21 protein-coding genes are annotated in these 19,076 nt (G+C 66.3%); 5 read left to right on the forward strand and 16 right to left on the reverse strand.

What is annotated here, in order from left to right:
* The 5 genes from coaBC to argC all read right to left on the reverse strand — a co-directional run bounded on the left by coaBC (window position 1) and on the right by argC (window position 4,818).
* Window positions 1–1,224: a bifunctional phosphopantothenoylcysteine decarboxylase/phosphopantothenate--cysteine ligase CoaBC gene (gene coaBC, locus Mrose_RS03605; RefSeq protein WP_119276065.1), complete on the reverse strand. Its 1,224-nt coding sequence runs from the start codon at window positions 1,222–1,224 to the stop codon at window positions 1–3.
* Window positions 1,221–1,985, reverse strand: a complete 765-nt coding sequence (locus tag Mrose_RS03610; RefSeq protein ID WP_119276066.1) for a type III pantothenate kinase — start codon at window positions 1,983–1,985, stop codon at window positions 1,221–1,223. Before Mrose_RS03610 ends, coaBC begins: the two co-directional genes overlap by 4 nt.
* Before the next feature lie 15 nt (window positions 1,986–2,000).
* Window positions 2,001–2,846, reverse strand: a complete 846-nt coding sequence (gene panC / locus Mrose_RS03615) for a pantoate--beta-alanine ligase (RefSeq protein WP_119276067.1) — start codon at window positions 2,844–2,846, stop codon at window positions 2,001–2,003.
* Window positions 2,847–3,686, reverse strand: coding sequence for a 3-methyl-2-oxobutanoate hydroxymethyltransferase (gene panB / locus Mrose_RS03620; RefSeq protein ID WP_119276068.1), 840 nt, complete (start codon window positions 3,684–3,686; stop codon window positions 2,847–2,849).
* Window positions 3,687–3,777: 91 nt separating this feature from the next.
* Window positions 3,778–4,818 carry an N-acetyl-gamma-glutamyl-phosphate reductase gene (gene argC / locus Mrose_RS03625; RefSeq protein WP_119276069.1) on the reverse strand — a complete coding sequence of 347 codons (1,041 nt, stop codon included), beginning with the start codon at window positions 4,816–4,818 and terminating at the stop codon, window positions 3,778–3,780.
* A gap of 178 nt (window positions 4,819–4,996) precedes the next feature.
* Between argC and Mrose_RS03630 the strand changes: the two genes are divergently transcribed.
* Window positions 4,997–5,566 carry an endonuclease dU gene (locus Mrose_RS03630; protein WP_119276070.1) on the forward strand — a complete coding sequence of 190 codons (570 nt, stop codon included), beginning with the start codon at window positions 4,997–4,999 and terminating at the stop codon, window positions 5,564–5,566.
* A gap of 14 nt (window positions 5,567–5,580) precedes the next feature.
* Here the strand turns inward: Mrose_RS03630 and Mrose_RS03635 are convergent, their stop codons facing one another.
* The 6 genes from Mrose_RS03635 to Mrose_RS03660 all read right to left on the reverse strand — a co-directional run bounded on the left by Mrose_RS03635 (window position 5,581) and on the right by Mrose_RS03660 (window position 9,629).
* Entirely contained in the window at window positions 5,581–6,231 is a 651-nt protein-coding gene (locus Mrose_RS03635) for an NYN domain-containing protein (protein WP_119276071.1), read from the reverse strand.
* 125 nt (window positions 6,232–6,356) lie between these two features.
* The gene (lysX, locus tag Mrose_RS03640) at window positions 6,357–7,202 is read right to left on the reverse strand and encodes a lysine biosynthesis protein LysX (protein WP_119276072.1); all 846 of its coding nucleotides are present in this window, start codon (window positions 7,200–7,202) and stop codon (window positions 6,357–6,359) included.
* Between the two features lie 77 nt (window positions 7,203–7,279).
* The gene (lysW, locus tag Mrose_RS03645) at window positions 7,280–7,444 is read right to left on the reverse strand and encodes a lysine biosynthesis protein LysW (protein WP_018467475.1); all 165 of its coding nucleotides are present in this window, start codon (window positions 7,442–7,444) and stop codon (window positions 7,280–7,282) included.
* A gap of 103 nt (window positions 7,445–7,547) precedes the next feature.
* Entirely contained in the window at window positions 7,548–7,856 is a 309-nt protein-coding gene (locus tag Mrose_RS03650) for a paraquat-inducible protein A (protein WP_119276073.1), read from the reverse strand.
* Window positions 7,857–7,879: 23 nt separating this feature from the next.
* Window positions 7,880–8,380: a LeuD/DmdB family oxidoreductase small subunit gene (locus Mrose_RS03655; RefSeq protein WP_119276074.1), complete on the reverse strand. Its 501-nt coding sequence runs from the start codon at window positions 8,378–8,380 to the stop codon at window positions 7,880–7,882.
* Window positions 8,373–9,629: a 3-isopropylmalate dehydratase large subunit gene (locus Mrose_RS03660; RefSeq protein ID WP_119276075.1), complete on the reverse strand. Its 1,257-nt coding sequence runs from the start codon at window positions 9,627–9,629 to the stop codon at window positions 8,373–8,375. The genes Mrose_RS03655 and Mrose_RS03660 overlap by 8 nt, the downstream gene beginning before the upstream one ends.
* Window positions 9,630–9,763: 134 nt before the next feature.
* Here Mrose_RS03660 and Mrose_RS03665 point away from each other — a divergent pair, with 134 nt between their 5' ends.
* On the forward strand, window positions 9,764–9,967 hold the full coding sequence (locus Mrose_RS03665; RefSeq protein WP_119276076.1) for a type II toxin-antitoxin system HicA family toxin: 204 nt from the start codon (window positions 9,764–9,766) through the stop codon (window positions 9,965–9,967).
* 11 nt (window positions 9,968–9,978) lie between these two features.
* Here the strand turns inward: Mrose_RS03665 and Mrose_RS03670 are convergent, their stop codons facing one another.
* Window positions 9,979–11,220 carry a LeuA family protein gene (locus tag Mrose_RS03670; protein WP_119276077.1) on the reverse strand — a complete coding sequence of 414 codons (1,242 nt, stop codon included), beginning with the start codon at window positions 11,218–11,220 and terminating at the stop codon, window positions 9,979–9,981.
* A 367-nt stretch (window positions 11,221–11,587) separates the two neighbouring features.
* On the opposite strand from Mrose_RS03670, the gene Mrose_RS03675 reads away from it, so the two are divergent.
* Entirely contained in the window at window positions 11,588–14,005 is a 2,418-nt protein-coding gene (locus Mrose_RS03675) for an AAA family ATPase (RefSeq protein ID WP_119276078.1), read from the forward strand.
* 13 nt (window positions 14,006–14,018) lie between these two features.
* On the opposite strand, the gene Mrose_RS03680 is transcribed toward Mrose_RS03675, so the two are convergent.
* Window positions 14,019–14,978 (reverse strand): branched-chain amino acid transaminase, encoded by a 960-nt coding sequence (locus Mrose_RS03680; RefSeq protein WP_119276079.1) that lies wholly within the window; start codon window positions 14,976–14,978, stop codon window positions 14,019–14,021.
* 91 nt (window positions 14,979–15,069) lie between these two features.
* Complete coding sequence (locus Mrose_RS03685) at window positions 15,070–15,876, reverse strand: DciA family protein (RefSeq protein WP_182482659.1); 807 nt, start codon at window positions 15,874–15,876, stop codon at window positions 15,070–15,072.
* Between the two features lie 84 nt (window positions 15,877–15,960).
* On the opposite strand from Mrose_RS03685, the gene Mrose_RS03690 reads away from it, so the two are divergent.
* The gene (locus Mrose_RS03690) at window positions 15,961–16,710 is read left to right on the forward strand and encodes a sulfite exporter TauE/SafE family protein (RefSeq protein WP_182482660.1); all 750 of its coding nucleotides are present in this window, start codon (window positions 15,961–15,963) and stop codon (window positions 16,708–16,710) included.
* 2 nt (window positions 16,711–16,712) lie between these two features.
* On the opposite strand, the gene recF is transcribed toward Mrose_RS03690, so the two are convergent.
* Window positions 16,713–17,735, reverse strand: a complete 1,023-nt coding sequence (gene recF, locus Mrose_RS03695; protein WP_119276081.1) for a DNA replication/repair protein RecF — start codon at window positions 17,733–17,735, stop codon at window positions 16,713–16,715.
* A 127-nt stretch (window positions 17,736–17,862) separates the two neighbouring features.
* Between recF and ddrC the strand changes: the two genes are divergently transcribed.
* A complete protein-coding gene (gene ddrC / locus Mrose_RS03700) occupies window positions 17,863–18,546 on the forward strand; it encodes a DNA damage response protein DdrC (protein WP_220452276.1) in 684 nt (227 codons plus the stop codon).
* Window positions 18,547–18,553: 7 nt separating this feature from the next.
* Here the strand turns inward: ddrC and Mrose_RS03705 are convergent, their stop codons facing one another.
* Window positions 18,554–19,060 carry a DUF402 domain-containing protein gene (locus Mrose_RS03705; protein WP_119276082.1) on the reverse strand — a complete coding sequence of 169 codons (507 nt, stop codon included), beginning with the start codon at window positions 19,058–19,060 and terminating at the stop codon, window positions 18,554–18,556.
* Window positions 19,061–19,076: the final 16 nt, after the last annotated feature.

Raw genomic sequence — 19,076 nt, forward strand, 5'->3', positions numbered from 1 at the left:
TTAGCTGCCAGCGACTTCTGCGAGGAGTCCGACCACCCGTGCCAGGACCGCTTCCGCGACCTCGCTCTTCGTCATGAGCGGCAGGTGCTCGACCACCCCACCGGGTAAGAGCAAGCTGACGCGGTTGGTGTCCACGGCAAAACCGGCGTCACGAGCGCTGATGTCGTTGGCGACGATCATGGAGAGGCCCTTGCGCTCGAGCTTGTCCTGGGCGTTTTCCAACAGCTTCTCGCTCTCGGCGGCGAAACCCACCACCACCGCTGGTCGGCCCACCCGCCGGCGCTGCTCGGCCACGGCCAGCAGGATGTCCTGGGTGTGCTCGAGTTCGATGCGGGGCAAAGCGCCCTTCTTGATCTTGTGGGCCTGGACCTGGCGGGGACGGAAGTCGGCCACCGCGGCGGCCATGATCAGCACGTCGGCCACGCGCGAGAGCTCCAGGACGGCCTCGGCCATCTGGGCGGCGGTCTCTATGTCGGTGCGCTCGGCCCCGGTGGGGGTGCTCAGAGGGGCGGCAGTGGCCCCCACCACCAGGCTGACCCTGGCTCCCAGATCCAGCGCGGCCTGGGCCAAGGCGAAGCCCTGCTTGCCCGAGGAGCGGTTGCTGAGGTAGCGCACGGGGTCGAGGGGTTCTTGGGTGCCGCCCGCACTCACCACCACGTGCTTTCCGGCCAGGGGGCCGTTTCGGCTCGAGGCCAGGCGGACGTGCCCCAGGATTTCGCCCGGCTCGAGCATCCGCCCCAGCCCCGTCAGGCCCGAAGCCATGCGGCCCTGGGCTGGGCCCAGGATCTGCACGCCCCGCTGACGCAGGGTCTGGAGGTTGGCCTGGGTGGCGGGGTGCTCGAACATGCCGCCGTCCATGGCAGGGGCCACCAGCACGGGACAGCGCGCGGCCAGCGCGGTCAGGGTGAGCAGGTTGTCGGCCTGACCCGTGGCCAGTTTGGCCAGGGTGTTGGCGGTGCAGGGGGCGATCACCAGCAAGTCGGCACCCTCGCCCAGGCCGACGTGGACCACGTGGGCGTCGCTGTCCCACAGGCTGGTGTGGGCCTTGCGCCCGGTGAGGGAGGCGAAGGAGAGCGCCGTGACGAAGCGCTCGGCCCCGTCGCTCAGGATCACGTCCACCAGGGCTCCGGCCTGGGTGAGCTTGCTGGCAAGGTCGGCGGCTTTGTAGGCGGCGACGGAGCCGCTGACACCCAGCACGATGCGCTTGCCCTGCAGGGGGTTCACCGGTTGAGCTCCCAGATGATGCGCAGACCGTCGAGGGTCAGCCAGGGGGCGATGATCTCGATGACCGGCGTTTCCCGCGCGATGAGCTCCGCCAGGCCGCCGGTCCCGATGACCTTCATCTGCGGGCCGAGCTCGGCGCGGAAGCGGGCCACCATGCCCTCGACCAGGCCCACGTAGCCGAACAGGAGCCCCGACTGCATCGAGTGCACGGTGTTGCGCCCGATGGCCGCGGGGGGGCGTTGCAACTCGACCTTGGGCAGCTTGGCGGCCCGCTGGAACAGGGCTTCGGAAGCGATCCCGATCCCCGGTGCGATGGCTCCTCCCAGGTAATCCCCTTCGACGGTGATGGCGTCGAAGGTGGTGGCGGTGCCAAAGTCCACCACGCAGGCCGGGCCGCCGTAGAGCTTGTGCACCGCGGCGGCATCGACGATGCGGTCGGCGCCTACTTGCGAGGGGTCGTCGTAGCGCACCCGCACCCCGGTCTGGACGCTCGAGTCCACCACCAAAGGCTTCTGCCCCAGGTAGCTCTGCACGGCCTGGACCAGCGTCCCCGTCAGCGGCGGCACCACCGAGGCCATGACCACGGCGTCCACCTGGGCGGGCGAGTAGCCGCTGAAGGAAAGCAGGTTGACTATGCTGATGCCGTACTCGTCGGGCATCCGCTGGGGATCGGTGGCGATGCGCCAGCGCGGCCCCAGTTCCTCGCCCTGGTACAGGCCCAGCGTGATGTTGGTGTTGCCGATGTCAATTGCCAGCAGCATAGGACCCCCTCACACTCATACTCCCTCGAGTAGCACGTTATCGATCAGCCGGGTCTTGCCGAAATGGGCCGCCAGGGCGATGAGCACGTCACCGCCGAGGTGGGTGAGGGGCTCGAGGTTCTCGGCATCGACGATCTCGAGGTATTCGAGGCGGCACAAAGGCTCGGCCTCGAGCATCCGTCGCATCCCGGCCAGCAGCACCGCGGCCTCGCGCTCGCCCTCCTGTACCCGGTCTTTGGCCCAGAACAAAGCCCGCGAGAGCACCGTAGCGGCCTGGCGCTCGGCGGGGCTGAGGTACACGTTGCGCGAACTCAGGGCAAGCCCGTCGGGCTCGCGCACGGTGGGGCAGACGACGATCTCGAGGTCGAAGTTGAGGTCGCGCACCATCTTGCGCAGCACGGCGACCTGCTGGGCGTCCTTCTGCCCGAAGTAGGCCCGCTGGGGCTGCACCAGGTGGAACAGCTTGCTCACCACCGTGGCCACGCCCCGGAAGTGCCCCGGACGGAAGCGGCCACACAGCCGCTCGGAAAGGCCCTCCACCGTGACGTAGCTTCGGTAGCCCGCAGGGTACATCTCGGCGGCCTCGGGGTGGAACAAGAGGTCTACCCCGGCGGCTTCGGCCATGGCACAGTCGCGCTCCAGGTCGCGCGGGTAGCGGGCGAAGTCCTCGCTGGGGCCGAACTGCGTGGGGTTGACGAAGATGCTCATGACCGTGAAGCGGTTCTGCGCGCGCGAAGCCTCCACCAGCGAGAGGTGGCCCTGGTGCAGATAGCCCATCGTGGGCACCAGGCCGATGCTCCCGGCCTGACGCTCCTTGGCCAGGGCCTCGCGCAGCTCGGGGATGGTTCGGACCAGGCGCATTTAGACCTCCGTCTCCAGGGCCTCGAGCACGGCCTCGTCCAGGCTGAAGGAGTGCTGCTCGGTGGGGAAAGCCCCCACATCGACGTCGTGGACGTACTGCCGCACCGCCTCGGAGCACAGCCCGTGCAGATCCTGGTACTTGCGCACGTGCCGGGGGTTGAAGCCGGGGAACAGCCCCAGCATGTCCTGCGTCACCAGCACCTGACCGTCGCACCCCGGCCCCGACCCGATCCCGATGGTGGGGATCTCGAGCCGCCGGCTGAGCCAGGTGGCGAGCCTGTGGGGCACCAACTCCAGCACCAGCGCGAACACCCCAGCTTCTTGCAGCGCCAACGCGCCCTGCACGATCCGGCGAGCGGTCTCGAGGGTCCGGCCCTGCGAGCGGTGCCCCCCGAAGACGTGGACCGACTGGGGGGTGTAGCCCAGGTGCCCCATCACCGGAATCCCCGCCGCCCGGATGGCCCGCACGCTCTCCAGTACCTCCAGCCCCCCTTCGAGCTTCACCGCCTTGCAGCCGCCCTCCTGTACCAGGCGGCCCGCCGCACGCACGCTCTCGTACACCCCCAGGTGATAGCTCAAAAAGGGCATGTCGGCGATCACCAGCGCCCGCCTGGCGCCCCGCGCCACGGCCTTGGTGTGGTGCAGCACGTCCTCGAGGGTGACCCGCGTGGTGTCCTCGTACCCCAGCACCACCATCCCCAGCGAGTCCCCCACCAAGATCGCATCGACGCCCGCCGCGTCGAGGATCTGCGCGGTAGGGTAGTCGTAGGCGGTGAGCATTTTCAGCTTGTGCCCGCGCTGCTTGGCCTTAGCAAAGTCGGTAACCCTGACCGGTTCCATAAACTCCGCCTAGATGTTACCCCAAGTGCCCTTCCACCGATTTACCCTCATCCTGGGTCGGCGATGATGACAGGCTTTCCGTGGGGTGCTTTCAGGGGTGCAGCCCGGTGAACTCCAGCCCCGCCGTCTCCGGCCAGCCCATGCGCACGTTGAGCGACTGGATGGCGTGACCGGCGGTGCCCTTGACGAGGTTGTCGATGGCGCTGATGATCACCAGGCGGCCCGTGTCCTCCTCGAGCTCGAAGCCGATGTCGCAGTAGTTGGTGCCCTCCACCACGTTAGGGTCGGGGTAGCGGTGGATGCCCTTCCTGAGTTTGACCATGCGGATGAAGGGCTCGGAGCCGTAGACGGTGCGGTAAGCCTGCCACACGTCGCGCTCGCTCCAACCGTCCTGTAGGAAGGTCTGAGCGGTCATGAGGATACCGCGCACCCGGTCGGTGGCGATGGCGCTGAGGTAGAACTCGGGCCTGCCGGGGAGGTTCTCCAGGATCTCGGCGGTATGGCGGTGCCCGGTGGGCTTGTAGGCCCGGATGGAACCTGAGCGCTCGGGGTGGTGGGAAGCCAAGCTGGGCTCGGCCCCGGCGGCGCTGGTGGAGATCATGACGGTGGCGAAGATGGGCTTGGGGGCCAGCACCCCCTCCTTGATCAGGGGGTAGAGCCCCAGCAGGACGGCGGTAGCGTTGCAGCCGCAGCAGGCGATGTAGTTGGCCTCCCGCAGGGCCTCGCGGTGCAGTTCGGGGTTGCCGTAGACCCACTGCCCGACTAGGTCGGGGCGGGGATGGTCCTCGCCGTAGTACTTCTTGTAGAGCTCGAGGTTCTTCAGGCGGAAGTCGGCGGAGAGGTCGAGGATGATGGGCGCGAGGCCCCGATACTTCTCGAACTCCTTGGCCGCCACACCGTGGGGCATCGAGAGCACCAGCACGTCGCAGGGCTCGAGCGCCGCAGGATCGACGAACTTGAGGTTGGTGCGGCCCCGCAGGTTGGGGTGGACCAGGCTCACCGGGTCGCCCATGTAGCGCCTCGAGGTGACCTGCCCCACCTCGAGGTAGGGATGCCCCAGCGCCAGCCGCAAGAACTCGCCCCCGGCGTAGCCGGAGCCCCCGACGATGGAAACGGTCTTCTTCTCGCTCATCACAACTCCAGGTGGTATATCCAGCCAGGCTTCATCCTATCGCGGTTTGCTTTGGGATCGTACGTCGCTCATCGTAGGGGTCTTTGCCCCAAGCCTCCCGCCGCCCGCTCTTCGCTGAGGGCGTAAGCCAGGCGGCAACTGCTCCAGACCCGATATTGTGGAGAGGTACGCACTGGCCATGAAGCCCTCCAAGCTCTCCCACGCCATAGGCTTCGACGACTTCCCCTTCTCGCGCCGCCACCGGGGCAACGTGCCCATCGTGGGGGCGGTGTATGCGGGGGTGCGCCTCGAGGGCGTCCTGCGGGGAGAAATCCGCCGTGATGGCCTCAACAGCACCGTGACCATCGCAAGGCTGGTGCAGCAGTCGAAGTTCAACGCCAACCTCCAGCTCGTTTTCCTGCAAGGCATCGCCATGGCCGGGTTTAACGTGGTAGACATCCACCAGCTGGCCGAGTTGCTGGAGCGCCCCGTGCTGGTGGTCACGCGCCGTATGCCCGACCTCGAGGCCATTCGGGACACCTTGCTCAGCAAAGTGCCGGGTGGAAAGCGCAAGTGGGCCCTCATCGAGAGAGCGGGCATCCCCGAGAGGGTGGCCGGGGTGTACGTCCAGCGGGCCGGGCTGAGCCTCGAGCAGGCCGAGCAGGCCATCCGGCGCTTCGCCCTGCACTCCAACATCCCCGAGCCCCTGCGCACGGCCCACCTCATCGCGGGGGGAATCGCCACCGGGCAGAGTCGGGCACGGCCTTGAAAGGCCATATGCAGCTACCAAGAGGATGGTTTTTGGATAAAGCCACCTTTGCCATCTGGTAGAGGGTCGGGGAATTGGGCCTTGCCTAATTCCGCCAGTGGCAGTTGTTTGCATCGATGCGCCACACTACGCAGTTCCCTGGCTGCTCCTCGCGGATTGTGCTTGACGCTTCCGTCAGGAAGAACGACATCCCGATAAGGCAGGTAGACGACGATGCGTATTTGGGGAAACCTCTGGCGTATCAGCTTCAAGGCGGGCACCAAATCCGAATCCGCCGACACCAAGATCAACTGGTCACAGGCTTGTTGATAGGCGTCATCAAGCATCCTCAAAGCGATGTTCACATCTGTTCCCTTTTCCTCAAAAGCCGGGAACCTGCGATCCCCTGTATAGGAGCAAGAAGAAACGCCGCATTGAATGCGCTTGCTTTTGAAAAGTCCAAACTCGGTATGAACTATGGGCCTGGTTGATAGAGCAGACAAATACGCTGCCTGATCGCTTTTACCCTTGACCCTGGCCGTAAAGTATTGAATTCTCCGGATACGGTCATTCGGGCGAATCCGCTTGAAGTACGCTTCCAAGTCGAGCCACTTGTACGGGCTACCTTTCAAAGCTCCATAGTAGAGGTTGAAGCCGTCGACGTACACGATGCTATCACCAGGCATGGTGTGATTATAAAAGACGGGCAGCCCGCAAGCTGCCCAACCGGCTTACACCGGGGAGTTGTGGATATATTATCCGCCAGGGTTTATTTTCTGTCAACAAATGTCAAACATTGCCCTCCAGGGCTTCACGTCTTGCCCAGGCTCCAGGCGTACTCGAGGATCTTCCCCGGAATGTCCACGCCGGTGACGCTCACGGAGTTCTTGTACTCCATGGTGTGATTGACCTCGTTGACCAAGAGCCCGCGCTCGCTCTCGAAGAGGTCGATGGCGACCACGCCCCCGCCCACCGCCTTAGCCGCCCGCACGGCGGTGTCGGCGAGTTCGGGCGTGAGGGGGCAATTCGAAGCCTTGCCGCCGCGGGCGGTGTTGGTGATCCAGTGCTCGCTGGCGCGGTAGATCGCCGCGATGCAGGTGTCGCCCACCACGAAGGCCCGAATGTCGCGGCCCGGCTTGTTCACGAGCTCCTGGATGTAGTAAAGCTGGTGCTGGTAGCCGCCCAGGACTTCCTTGTGCTCCAAGACGGTCTCGGCGGCGTCGCGGTCGTTGATCTTGGACAGCAGGCGGCCCCAGCTCCCCACCACCGGCTTCATCACCACCGGGTAGCCCATCTCCTCGATGAGCCTGAGGGCTTCTTCACTCTCGGTGGCCAGAGCGGTCCTGGGTTGGGGCACGCCACAGGCGGCCAGGGCACAGCTCGTGGCCCACTTGTCGCCGCAGACCTCGATCACCTCGGGCCGGTTGACCACCGGGATGCCCAGCGAGCTCAGGTAGCGGCTAACGGCCAGGCCCTTGCTCTGGCTCACCAGGCGCTCGACGGCGGTGGTGACGCCCTCGAGTTCCTCCGGGCGCTCCCCCAGCCGCATGGGAAGCTGCTTGGCATAGATCTTCTTGAAAGGAATGCCCAGGGCTTCAGCCGCCTTGAAGAGCATTTCCTCGTCGGGGCGGATACGGTCGTAAAGGATGGCTAGCATAGGGTTCAGGGGGATGGGTTTAGGGTGTCGGGCAGGGCCTTTGCGTCAACCCTGCACCCGACACCCCGTACCCTGCTTTACTCTCCCCAGTCCTCGGCCTCTTCGGGGGCGGCTTCCAGCTTGAGAGGGTTTAGGCCCGTGACTTCCAGCTCGGCTCCGCAGGTGTCGCACACCACCAGCTCACCCAGCTCGGGGTTGTCCAGTTCGATAGGGCTTCCGCATTCGATGCATTCGGCTGACATGGTTTTCCTCCTCATCGCATTGCTAATAGCTGACGGCTGATAGCTCATAGCGAGGCTTTACTTTTGAGTTTGGCTATGGGCTATCGGCTATAAGCTATGAGCTTCACACTTCCTCTTCCTCGCCGATCTCCGACCAGTCGGGGCTAAAGGTATAGCCGCATTCCGGGCAGGTGACAGGCTCGCCTTCCTCCTCGACTTCGATGGGGGTTTCGCAGCGGGGGCAGTCCACGAAGAAGGCCTCCTCCCCACCTTCCACCACCACCACTTCCAGGGGGTCGAGCGATAGGAACTCGAACTCGGCCCCACAGTTCTCGCACTCCATCACGTCGCCTTCTACGAGCTCGTCGTACTCCTCGGCGGGGATGTAGATCGGATCATGACAAGCGGGACATACCACTTCGACCTCGTCCATATAAGCCTCCAAGCCCTCCCAGTTTAAGGCGTGCCTTCACCCGGAAACCTACCGTGCTTGCGGTAGTACTCGAGGATGCTCCCCTCCTTGAGGGCCTCGAGCAAGAAGGCGGGGGGCGGGGTGAGGCGGAAGGTCTCGCTCCCCCGGCGCAGCACCCCCTGCTCGAACTCCAGCTCCACCTCCTCCCCATCGTTCAGCGCGTCCACCACCTCGGGGGCCTCGAAGGGCATGATGCCGAGGTTGACCAGGTTGCGGTAGAAGATGCGGGCGTAGCTCTTGGCGATGATGGCCCGCAGGCCCAGCTTGCGCAGGGCTTCGGGGGCGTACTCGCGGCTCGAGCCCAGGCCCGTGTTTCGCCCCGCTACCAGGATGTCGCCCGGCCTGAACCCCTGGGCAAACTCGGGGCGGAGGTGGGCGAAGGCGTAGGTGTGGAACCTGTCCTCGCCCACCATGAAGGGGGCGTACTTGCCCGGCAGGATGTCGTCGGTGTTGATGGAGTCGCCGAATTTCCAGACCCTAGACATGAGAGACCTCCTGCTCGAGGGCTTCCGGCGTGGTGATGAACCCCGCCACCGCGCTCGCCGCCGCCACCCTCGGAGAAGCCAGGTAGATCTCAGCGTCGGCGGCACCCATGCGGCCCTTGAAGTTACGGTTGGACGTGCTGACGCAGACCTCGCCCGGCGCCAGCACCCCCTGGTGGCGGCCCATGCAGGGCCCGCAACCGGGAGTGCCCAGCGTGGCCCCGGCCTGCAGGATGGTGAGGAGCGTGCCATCAGCAGTGGCCTCCTCGAGCACCTGCGAACTGGCCGGGATCACCAGCATCCGCACGCCGGGCGCGACCCTGCGCCCGCGCAACACCTCGGCCACCTCGCGCAAGTCGTCGAGACGCCCGTTGGTGCAGGTGCCCACGAAGACTTGGTCCACCTTTTTGCCCATCACCGAGTCCACCGTTTGCACGTTGTCCACGTAGAAGGGCACCGAGACGCGGGGGGTTAGGGCCGAGAGGTCGATCTCCACCTCGCGCACGTAGGCCGCGTCCGGGTCGGGGTAGAGCCAGCCGGGCACGTCGTAGAGTTCCAAGATCTCGCCGCTGGGCACCACCAGCCCGCACTTGGCCCCGGCCTCCACGCTGAGGTTGGCCAGGGTCAGGCGCTGGCTGCGGGTGAGGGACTCGGCGCCGTCCTCGAGGTGGATCTCCACGCTCATGTACGTCGCCCCGTCGGCGGTGAGGAGGCGTACCATCTCCAGCGCCGCGTCCTTCGCGCTCACCGCGGGGTTCAGCCGGCCCCGGAAGGTCACCTTCACGCTCTCGGGCACCCGCAACCAGGTGCGGCCCGAGGCCGCCGCCAGCGCGATATCGGTGGCGCCCATCCCGCTACCGAAGCAGGCCACCGCCCCGTAGGTCGTGGAGTGGGAGTCCGAGCCCAGCACGATCCCACCGGGCAGGGCCAGACCTTCCTCGATGAGCACCTGGTGGCAGATGCCGCGCCCCACGTCGAAGACTCGGCAACCGTGGCGATTACCCCACTCCCGAATTTCCTTCTGGGCCTTGGCCACCTCCACGTTGGCCGCCGGGGCCACGTGGTCGATGACGATGGCCACCTTCTCGGGGTAACGGGGCGTGGCCCCAAGCTGCTCGAGCCGCTTGAAGAAGCTCCCGGCGATGGAGTCCACCACCATCACCTGGTCCACCTCCACCACCACCAGCTCACCGGCCCGTACCTCGCGCCCGGCCCGCTGGGAAAGGATTTTTTCGGCTAGGGTTAGGCCCATCTCGACCTCCTATCATCAGGGTACGCACCAGCACACGGTTTTGCTCTACGAAGACCCTGAAAAGTAGCTCGCGGAATTTCCCGCCGTTCACGGGGCGTATTCGTAGGGTTACTCCCCCGAGGAAGCCATGAAGAATGCCAAACCGGTGCCCTAGGTCTGAAGAAGTGGCCCGAACCGGATCCACTGAACGTAGCGCCAAAGGTAGACACCGCCTCTACCAGCGCCCAGACGGGCGAATCACCGTAGGGCCCTTTCACGGCGGCGAACTGTCCCAAGGCACCTTTTGCAAAATCCTCAGGGATGCCCGGATCAGCGAAGAAGAGTTCAACGACCTCTGACATAATTCCCTCTAGTCCAGGTTCTCCAGCCTCGCCGTGGGCACTTCCTCGGGCATAGGGTGCTTGCGGATGCCGCGGGCGGTGGCGATCTCCAGCAGCAGTTCTTCGGGCTTCTTGCTGCGCCCGATCTCGTGGGTGCGGCCCTTGAACTCCTGGGTGATCTCCTTGGCCTGCTCCTTGGTGATCTCGAGCGCCTCGACCTCCTTCAAATAGTAGTAGATCAGGTTCCAGCCCGACAGCGGCCCCAGCAAAAGCTGGTTCTTGTCCACGCCGAAGTCGTGCAGGTTGTGGGCTTCGTAGACCTTCTTCTCGTTGAGCACGGCCTTCTGGTGGACCCCCGCGGTGTGGGTGCGGTTGGTGAGGGAGACCGGTTCGGTGTAGGGCACCAGGGTGCCCAGGATCGAGGCCATCAGCACGTTGAGCGGATAGCACTGGCTGAGGTTGTATTGCCGGGCCAGCTCGGGGTGATGCTTGAAGAGGTTGAACAAAACCCCCGTCACCGAGGGTATCCCTGAGCGCTCGGCCAGCCCCCAGATGGAAGCGTCCACGTAGCGCACCCCCGAGCGCACCGCGGCCAGGACGTTGGCCAGGGCCAGGCCCCGGTCGTTGTGGAAGTGGCACTCGAGGCTCACTTCGGGGTAGCGCTCGCGCAGCGCGCACACCAGCGCCGTCACGTCCTCCGGCTCGGCCATACCCACCGTGTCGGGCATGCCCAGGGTGTTCACGTAGGGATACACCGCGTCGTAGAGCCGGAAGAGGTCCTCTTTGGGCGTGCGGAAGGCGTCCTCGGCGCTGAAGCGGAGGTAGAGGCCAGGATGGCGCTCGCGGGTGCTGCCGATCACCTCGCTTGCCAGGGCGACGGCCTCCTCCAGGCTCTTCTGGGCGTTGTGCTGCTGGGCCAGCGGGGAGACGCCTAAGTAGAGGTTGAGCCCGTTGCAGCCGACCTCGAGCGAGCGCTGGATGTCGTCGGGGTGGCAGCGGCAGTGGGCCAGAAAGAGCAATTCCCGCTCGGTGAGGGTTTTGGCGTAGGCGATGAGCTCTCGCACGTCCTGCTCTTCGGCCATGCCCACCACGGGCGAGAAGAACTCGATGTGCGTGACCCCTAGCTCGATCAATCCCGCCAGCAGCAGCTTCTTCTCCTCGAGGGTGAAGCGGTATTTTTCCGTATCGAACAACAGCGGCGACTGCTGGCCGTCGCGGAAGGTGGTGTCCACGATCTCGATACGCCGGTTTTGTGCTTGGCCATTGCTCATGGTTCCCTCGAAGCCTGAAAAAAAACTCGGCCCGCGCGGTGGGGCGGGCCGGGATACGCAGTCGCGCGGACTAGCTCGAGACTAGTCCCCCGGCAACTGGTTTTTTTGCACTTAAGATCATCCCGAGGCAGAGGGTAAAGGATTTGGTATACCTTGTCAAGCGGCTCCCCACCACTCCAGCCGCTCCCCCATGAATTCCAGCGCTTCTCCTGGCCTGTAACGTCGCCGTAACGCTCCTGCGGCTACCCTGGATTTCGAGATCGAGATTTGGAGGGCGCATTTTATGGATGCTTGGATTGTGGGTGCGTTTCTGCTGGCGCTGCTGGCTTTGACCTTCGCTGGCGAGTCCCGCCGTTAGAGGAGAGCGATGGGCCTTCAACCAGACCTCACTCGGCGGCTGGCGCGACTCGCCAGCGGGCGCAGGGGCCTGGCCCTGGCCCTGTGGGGCGAGCGCGGGATTGGCAAGAGCCATGTTCTGCAGGCCCTGCGACAAGCCATCCCCTGTCAGAGCTTCTGTGTCGAAGCCGCCGCCCTGCCCGGCGCGCTGGCTACCGCCCTCCCCCGCCCCCAGCACCTGCCCCAGTGGGTGCGACACTGCGCCGAGCATCTGGAGCAGGGCGAACCTCTCGAGCCCGAAGACTGGGCCGAGGCCCTGGGCGAGTGGCTGGCTGCGCTTCGGTGCACGGGCCTCCCGCCGTCGGAGGCGGCGGCGTCCCGAAGGGGATCGTCCATTCGGTGCACGGATCTTGCTCCGGTGCTGCTGGGCCTCGAGGACCTCCACCGGGCCTGGCCCGAGGACTTGGAGGGGGTGCTGGCCCTGGCCCGCCGGGTCAGCCGCACCCCGGGTGTGGCCCTGCTGGTCACCAGCCTGACCCCCCTTCCCGCCCCCTTCGAGAACCACCGCCTCGAGCCAATGGGCTGGGAGGAGAGCCAGAATTTCCTCCAGGCCCAAGTAGGCGAGCCCCTCCCCCCGGAGGCGCTGGAGTGGATCTACTTGCGAAGCGCCGGAAACCCGCTGTTCATGCGCGAATACCGGCGACATCTGACGGTCCAGGGATACCTCTGGCATGGCGGCAGGTTCTGGCGCTGGCGCGAACCCCCGGCAGGCTGCTCCCCCACCACCCTTTCGGACCTAGCACGGCAGGTGGTCGGGCAGGCCCTGCGCACGCCTATGCTGCAACGGGCCCTGGGAGCCCGCGCCTGCCTGGGCAAAGCCCCCAACGACGAGTTGTGGGCCTGGGTAGCCGGGCTCTCCCCCGAAGCCCTGCGCATCGCCCGGCAGAGCCTCGAGACCTGGGGACTGCTGGAAGGGTCGGCCTTTACCCACCCGCTTTACCAGGAGACCTGTCTGGAACTCCTGTCGCCCGCACAGCAGCAGCAGTACCTCCAGGAGATCCCGCCGGAGGCCGTCCGGAGGCCCACACCCGCCCTACGGCTGGCCGGGCTGCGGCAGCAGTACGCGGAATTGCTGCGACAGGCCGAAGGGCTCGAGCAGGCCGGGCACTACCGTGAACTCGAGGGGCTGCTCGAACAGGCGGCGCAGGTCGCGGGCCGCCTCGGTCAGGGCCGGGCCGTGGCCGAGGCCCAGATTCGCCTGGGGGCCCTGCAAATCGAACTGGGGAAATACCCCCAGGCCCACGAAGCGCTCGAGGCCGCCCGCGACCTGCTGCGGCGGGGTGACCCCCATCCCCTGCTGGCCCGGTGCCGCGCCCTCCTCTGTCGGCTGCACCGTGAACGCGAGCTGCCCGAGGGACGGTTGCCGGCCCTGCGGGCCGCTCGAGCCGCCCTCGCCCTAGCCCGTTCCCTGGCTCACACCCCGACGCTGGCGCTGTGCCTGAGCGAGGCCGCCCTGGCCGAAGCCTGGACCGGCCACGCCCCGCGGGCCCTGGCGCTGGCTCACGAAGCCCTGGGTGCGGCCCAGACCCCCGACGAGCGACAGAACGCCCAGAGCGCCCTGGGCCAGGTTCTGCTCAGCGCCGGGCAGCTCAAGGCGGCGCAGGCAGCCCTGCACAAGGCCCTCGAGCTCGCCACCATCCCCTTGGCACGGCACCGTCTGGGCTTAGAGCTCGACCGCCTCACGGGCGGGCTCGAGCCTGCCCGCCGGCGCCTGCATAAGCTCCAGCAGCTCGGGCTGAACGGGGTCGCACAGCGGCTCGAGCGCTACTTCCCCGAGTTGGCGAGCCCACCAGCCCAGGCCAGGGCCACCCCCTGCCCGGCTGCGACCCACTGTCTCGAGGTGCTCGGCCCCGTGCAGTTGTCGGGCAGGTCCATCGCGGGCGTCAAGCGGCAGGAATTGCTGCTCTACCTGCTCGAGGCCCGCCTGCTGGGGCGGCTGGAGGTCAGCCGCGAGGAGTTGCAGCAGGCGCTTTACCCGCACACCGAAGAAGCGCTGGCCCCGGTGCTGCTGGAAGACCTCGTAGACCGCACCCGCAGTGCCCTGGGCGCGGAGGTGGTGGTCCAGACCCCACAGGGCTACGCCCTGGGCGCGGTCACCTCCGACGCCGAGCGCTTCCTGCAAAGCGGCCACAGCAGCCTGTGGCGCGGGCTTTACCGCCAGGACCTCCCCGGCGGGCTGGCCCAGGTGCGCGAGTGCCTGTACTCCAGGCTCTACCAGCAAGCCTGCGCCCTGCTGGAAAGCAACCCGCTGGAGAGCGCACGGCTGAGCCGCATCCTGCTCGAGGCCCAACCCTATGACCCCAGGGCCCTCACCCTGCGCCTGCGCATCCTCCAGGCCACCCGCCTGCCTAACGCCGTTTCCCCTGGAAGCCTCCAGGCCACCCGCTAGACGTGCTGACTCTTCAAGCCACGTAGGTCAGCCACTCATCGTATTTGGGGTTGTGACCCTGGACGACCTCGAGGTAAGCCTTACGCAAGCGCATGGTGTGTTCGCCAGCGGTGCCGCTGCCGATGGGCCGGCGGTCGAGGTAGGAGACGGGGGTCACCTCGGCAGCGGTGCCCACCATGAACACCTCGTCGGCCATGTAGAGCTGGTCGCGCGTAGCCCGCACCTCGCGCACCTCGTAGCCCAGGTCGCGGGCGATGGTGATCACCGAGTCGCGGGTGATGCCCATGAGGTTGACCCCGTGCTCGATGGCGTAGAGGGTGCCGCCTTTGAAGAAGAAGATGTTCTCCCCCGAGCCCTCGGCCACGTAGCCCTCCTTGTCCAGCAGCAGGGCCTCGTCGGCTCCGGCGTGCTGGGCCTCGATGCGGGCCAGCGCGCTGTTGACGTAGTTCCCCCCGATCTTGGCCTTGCCGGGGAAGACGTTGGCGGGGAAGCGGGCCCAGCTCGAGGTCACCAACCTGGCTCCCTTGCGCACGGCCTCCTCGCCCAGGTAGGTGCCCCACTCCCAGGCCGCCACCATCACCTCGGCGGGGTTGTTGGGCAGAGGGTTGACGCCCAAGCTACCGGCGCCCATCCAGGCCAGAGGCCGGATGTAGCAGCTCTTGTAGCCGTTCTCGCGCACTACCTGCACGATCGCATCGCTGATCTGCTGGGGAGTGAAGGGAAGCTCCATCATCATCACCCTGGCCGAGTGGAACAGCCGCTCGACGTGCTCAGGCAGCCGGAACACCGCCGGCCCCTTGGGGGTTTCGTAGGCCCGGATGCCCTCGAAGACGCTGGTGCCGTAGTGCAGGGCGTGGGTCAGCACGCTGACCTTGGCCTCCTCCTGAGCCACCATATGGCCGTTGAACCAGATCAGGCCGGCCTTCATCCTGGTCTCGCCGCCGTAGCTTTTGGGTTTGATCTCGGTAGACATCGCTCCTCCGTGCGGGGCCACCCTCCCTCGGGGGGAGGGCTCGAGGGACGACGCTCCTGGTGTGCCAGGAGCGGCCCAGCGGATGCCTAGATCATACTTCCTTGAGCAGCGATTGTAGCGTTTCAGGCAGCAGGTGACGGTAAGCCGTTACATCCTTCTGACCCGTCTGGAGCTGCAAAAAGCGTCGCGCGGTGTCCTGGAGCATGGAGAGGAGTTGGGGCTCGCGCACCACCTGGGGCAGCAGCTCGCGTAGCTGGGCCTCGAGTTCGCGCGAGGCCAGGTAGCGGGCTGCCAGCAGCAGATCCCCGTCCAGGCGGGGGTTCAGGGGGCGGCGGGCCAGGCGGCGAGCCTCCTTCTCGATCAGGGGGTCCTTCAGCAAGCGCTGACAGCCCTTGCAGGGGTTTTCGGCGCTGGGCGAACCGCAGACGACACAAGGGGGGTGCGGGCTGGCCTTTTGCCGCTGCACGACAGCCCTGGCTGCCCTGTAAACGGCCCCCTGCAAGGCCTCGGGCAGTTGCTGGGCCAGCGAGCGCAGCCGTTGCTCCTCTTCGCCGGATAAGGGCGGCAGGGGCTCATTGGAAGCCTGCGCCTTCTTTTTCTTCTTACCGGGCCGGCCCACGCTGAAACGCAGCTCGAGCACCACCCCCGGCAATTTCTCCCTGTAGCGCCGCAGGAAGTCCTCGCGCATGTAGGTGAGCTGGTGCCCCACCACCGAGTCACAGACCCGCACGTAGAGCACCCCGTCTTCCAGCCGCTCGGCTTCGGTGAGCTGGCTCAGGTTTTCCCCGGCGATCTCGGGCCACAGCGCCAAAGCCGCGCCACGCTTGAAGCCGGACTCGAGGCCGTGCTGCTTGAGGGCCTGCCCCAGGAGGTCGCCGATGTGTCTTGGCTTGCCCACGCTTTCATAGTCTACCGGCGGAACCCGGCCCATCCAGGGAGGTGGCAGTGGATTAAGGCTCAACCCAACCCCATAGAATCAGGCGTGCTGGCGTTGAGCCCCTTCGACTGGTTCCTGGCTGCCCTGGCCGCGCTGATCGTGGGAGCCTCCAAGACGGGCCTTCCCGGCGGGGTGACCCTGGCCGTCGCCCTCTTCGCCCAGCTTTTCCCCGCCCGTGAGTCCACCGGCGCCCTGCTGCCGGTGCTGATCTGCGCCGACGTGCTGGCGGTGAGCCTGCTGCGCAAGCCCCCGGACTGGCGGCTCTTGCTGCGCATCTTCCCCTGGACTGCCCTGGGCGTGCTGTTGGGCTGGGGACTGCTGGGTCGCATCGACAACGCCCAGCTCCGGCTGATCATCGGCGTGCTGATCGTGGGCATGACGCTCTACCAACTCGCTCAGCGCCTCGTGTGGGGCTCGAGCCCTCTGCCCTCCAGCAACTCGAGGGCTTTCGCTGCCAGCATGGGCACGGCGGCGGGCATCACCACCATGATCGCCAACGCGGCGGGGCCCTTCATGGCCTTCTACCTGCTGGCGATGCGCATGGGCAAGCTCGAGTTCGTGGTGGTCAACGCCTGGTTCTTCCTGGCGATCAACAGCTTCAAGGTGCCCTTCGCCACCAACCTGGGGCTCATCACCTGGGATTCCCTGCGCTTCAACCTGCTGCTGGTGCCGCTGGTGCTGGCCGGAGCGCTGCTGGGCCGCTGGATGCTGCGGCGCATCCACCAGCGGGTCTTCGAGCTCATGGTGCTCTTGCTGGCCCTGGTCGGAGGGCTGCGTTTGCTGATGCCCGCATGACATCAGCCCCACACTCCGGCCTCGATGGGGATCATCCTGCCGATGCTGGGCGCCTCGAGCCCCGCCAGGATGGCCTGAGGCAGGCTCTGGGCGTAATTGAGCAAAGCCTGGCGGCGGCGGGCGTCGAGCTCGGTGTGCCACTCGTCCACCAGCAGCAGCGGGGCTTCGTCGTGGTGCGCCCACAGCAGGCGGTGCTCGGCCAGGCGCAGGGCCAGGGCAACGCTGCGGGCCTCGCCCCGGCTGGCATACTTCCCGGCCTCGAGGCCGCCCAGAAGGATGCTCAGGTCGTCGCGGTGCGGCCCCACCGAAGTGGCACCCCGCTGGAGGTCGTCTTGCAGGCCATTCTCCAGGGCCTGCATGAAGTGCTCGGGGTCTACGCTCTCGAAGAGCTCGAGGCCCAGCTCGCCGGGAGCCAGCTCGCTGTAGGCGTCGCGGGCCAGCGGCTTGAGCCTGCCCAGGATGCGCCGGCGCAGGCTGAGGATCTCGGTGCCGTACTTGACGAGTTCCTGATTCCACACCCCGATCCCCGCCCCGCCCATCTTCAAGAGGGCGTTGCGCTGCTGCAAGGCCCGGTTGTACTGCGACAGGAGCGCGCGATAACGGGCCGAAAAGCGCGAGAGCAGCAGGTCGAGGAAGCGGCGGCGCTCCTCGGGGGCGCCCAGCACGAGCTCGAGGTCGTCTGGTCCCAGCAGCACCGCGCCGGGAAGCTGCGCCAGCTCACGCAGGCTGGCCGAGGATTCGTTGAGGTAGACCTCGCGCCCGCCTTGCGAGAGGCGGGTCTCGAGGCGGCTGTGGCCGAAGGTGGTCTCCACCTCGGCCAGCAGACGGGCCTCGCTCTGGCCAAAGCGCACCCGCTCCATCATGCCGTTCTTGAGCTCACCGCCCAGTGCCAGGAAGATGGCCTCGAGGAGGTTGCTCTTCCCCTGGGCATTGCCCCCCACCAGCGTGGAAAGCCCCGGCCCCGGCGCGAATTCGGCGGTCACCAGATTGCGAAAGTTGCTCTGCCGCAACCGTAAAAGACGCACAAACTACAGGCTATATGCTAAAGGCCAAACGCTCAATGAGGGGGGATGCTTTTGGACCAGGCGCGTACTGCCCGAATTGAGAGCCAGGTAGTATGTTTATAACATAATCAGTACTATACTTTTGGCTATGAACAATGTCATGGCCCGAACCCCTCAGAGTGTCCGGCTGGGCAAGGTCCAGGTTCGCAGCACGCCGGATGGGCGGATCAGCGCCAGCGATGCCCTGGTGGGGCTGGGTCTGGAGGGGAGCCCCGAACGCCTGCAAGAAATCCTGCAGCAGCACGGCCTCGAGCCTCGCTTCCACAACTTCGGCAAGGGCCGTGAAGCGGTGCTGAGCTACGGCGACTTCGTGAGCCTGAGCTTTGCCCTGGAAACCCCCGAGGCCCGGCGCTGGCGCAGCAAGGCCCGCGACCTGTTGCGACGCTACCTCGAGGGTGACATCCAGCTCGCCGCCGAGGTCGCCGAACGCAGCCCCTCGCCCGAGCATCGCCGCTGGCTGGCTGCTCGGTTGGAAAGCGTCGAGTCGCGCAAGCGCTTCATGTCCATCGTGGTCAAGCATGGCGGGGAGGGCAGCATCTACCGCCAGGTCAGCTCGCTGTCCAACCGCAGCGTGCTCCAGATGGATTCCGGCGAGTTCCGCCGCAAGCGCCGGGTGAAGAACACCCGTGATGGCATGAGTGCTGCCGAATTGCTGCGCCTGAGCTACCTCGAGAGCGCCAGCGCGCGGGGCAACGAGCAGATCCTCAAGCTCCACCAGGAGAACGCCGAAGCCGAGCGCAGGCTGTGGGATGAGCCCGACAGCGCGGGATAAACCGCTCTCAGGGCACCGTCTCGAGGCGCCACTCCAGCTCGATCCCTCGGAGGCTCAGCATGGCCGGGAGGTCGTTGTCGTGCTCGGCCAGCCGGTTGATGAGTTCGTGCAGTGAAGCAGTCGAGCTGGCGGCTTGCTCGAGGGAGATCAGTCCCTGCCCCACGGCGGCAAACAGCTCGTCGGTGTCGAGCACCAGCAGCTTGCGGTCTTTGGTAATCCCGAGGTCGAGGTAGAGGTCCTGTACGCTCCAGATGTGCCCTTCGCGCCTGACGCTGACCATGTCCACGTAATACTCGCACCAGTGCTCGCCTTCGTGCGGCGTGAAGCGGCAAATCTGCCAGCCCAAAGCCGGCAGGATGTGGGCCTGCCAGTGCCGGTAGAGGGGGTGGTTGTAGAAGGGGCGCTCGACGTAGAGGCCGTGGGGATGCTCGAGGTAAGTCCGCACCGGAAAAGTGCCCGCCTTGACGGTGTGCGTCCTGGCGATGAGGTTATGGATCTGTACCTTCGGGGCCATGAACCAGTCTACCGGG

Origin of the sequence: Calidithermus roseus, from assembly GCF_003574095.1 — a bacterium.
GTDB classification, from domain to species: Bacteria; Deinococcota; Deinococci; order Deinococcales; family Thermaceae; genus Calidithermus; species Calidithermus roseus.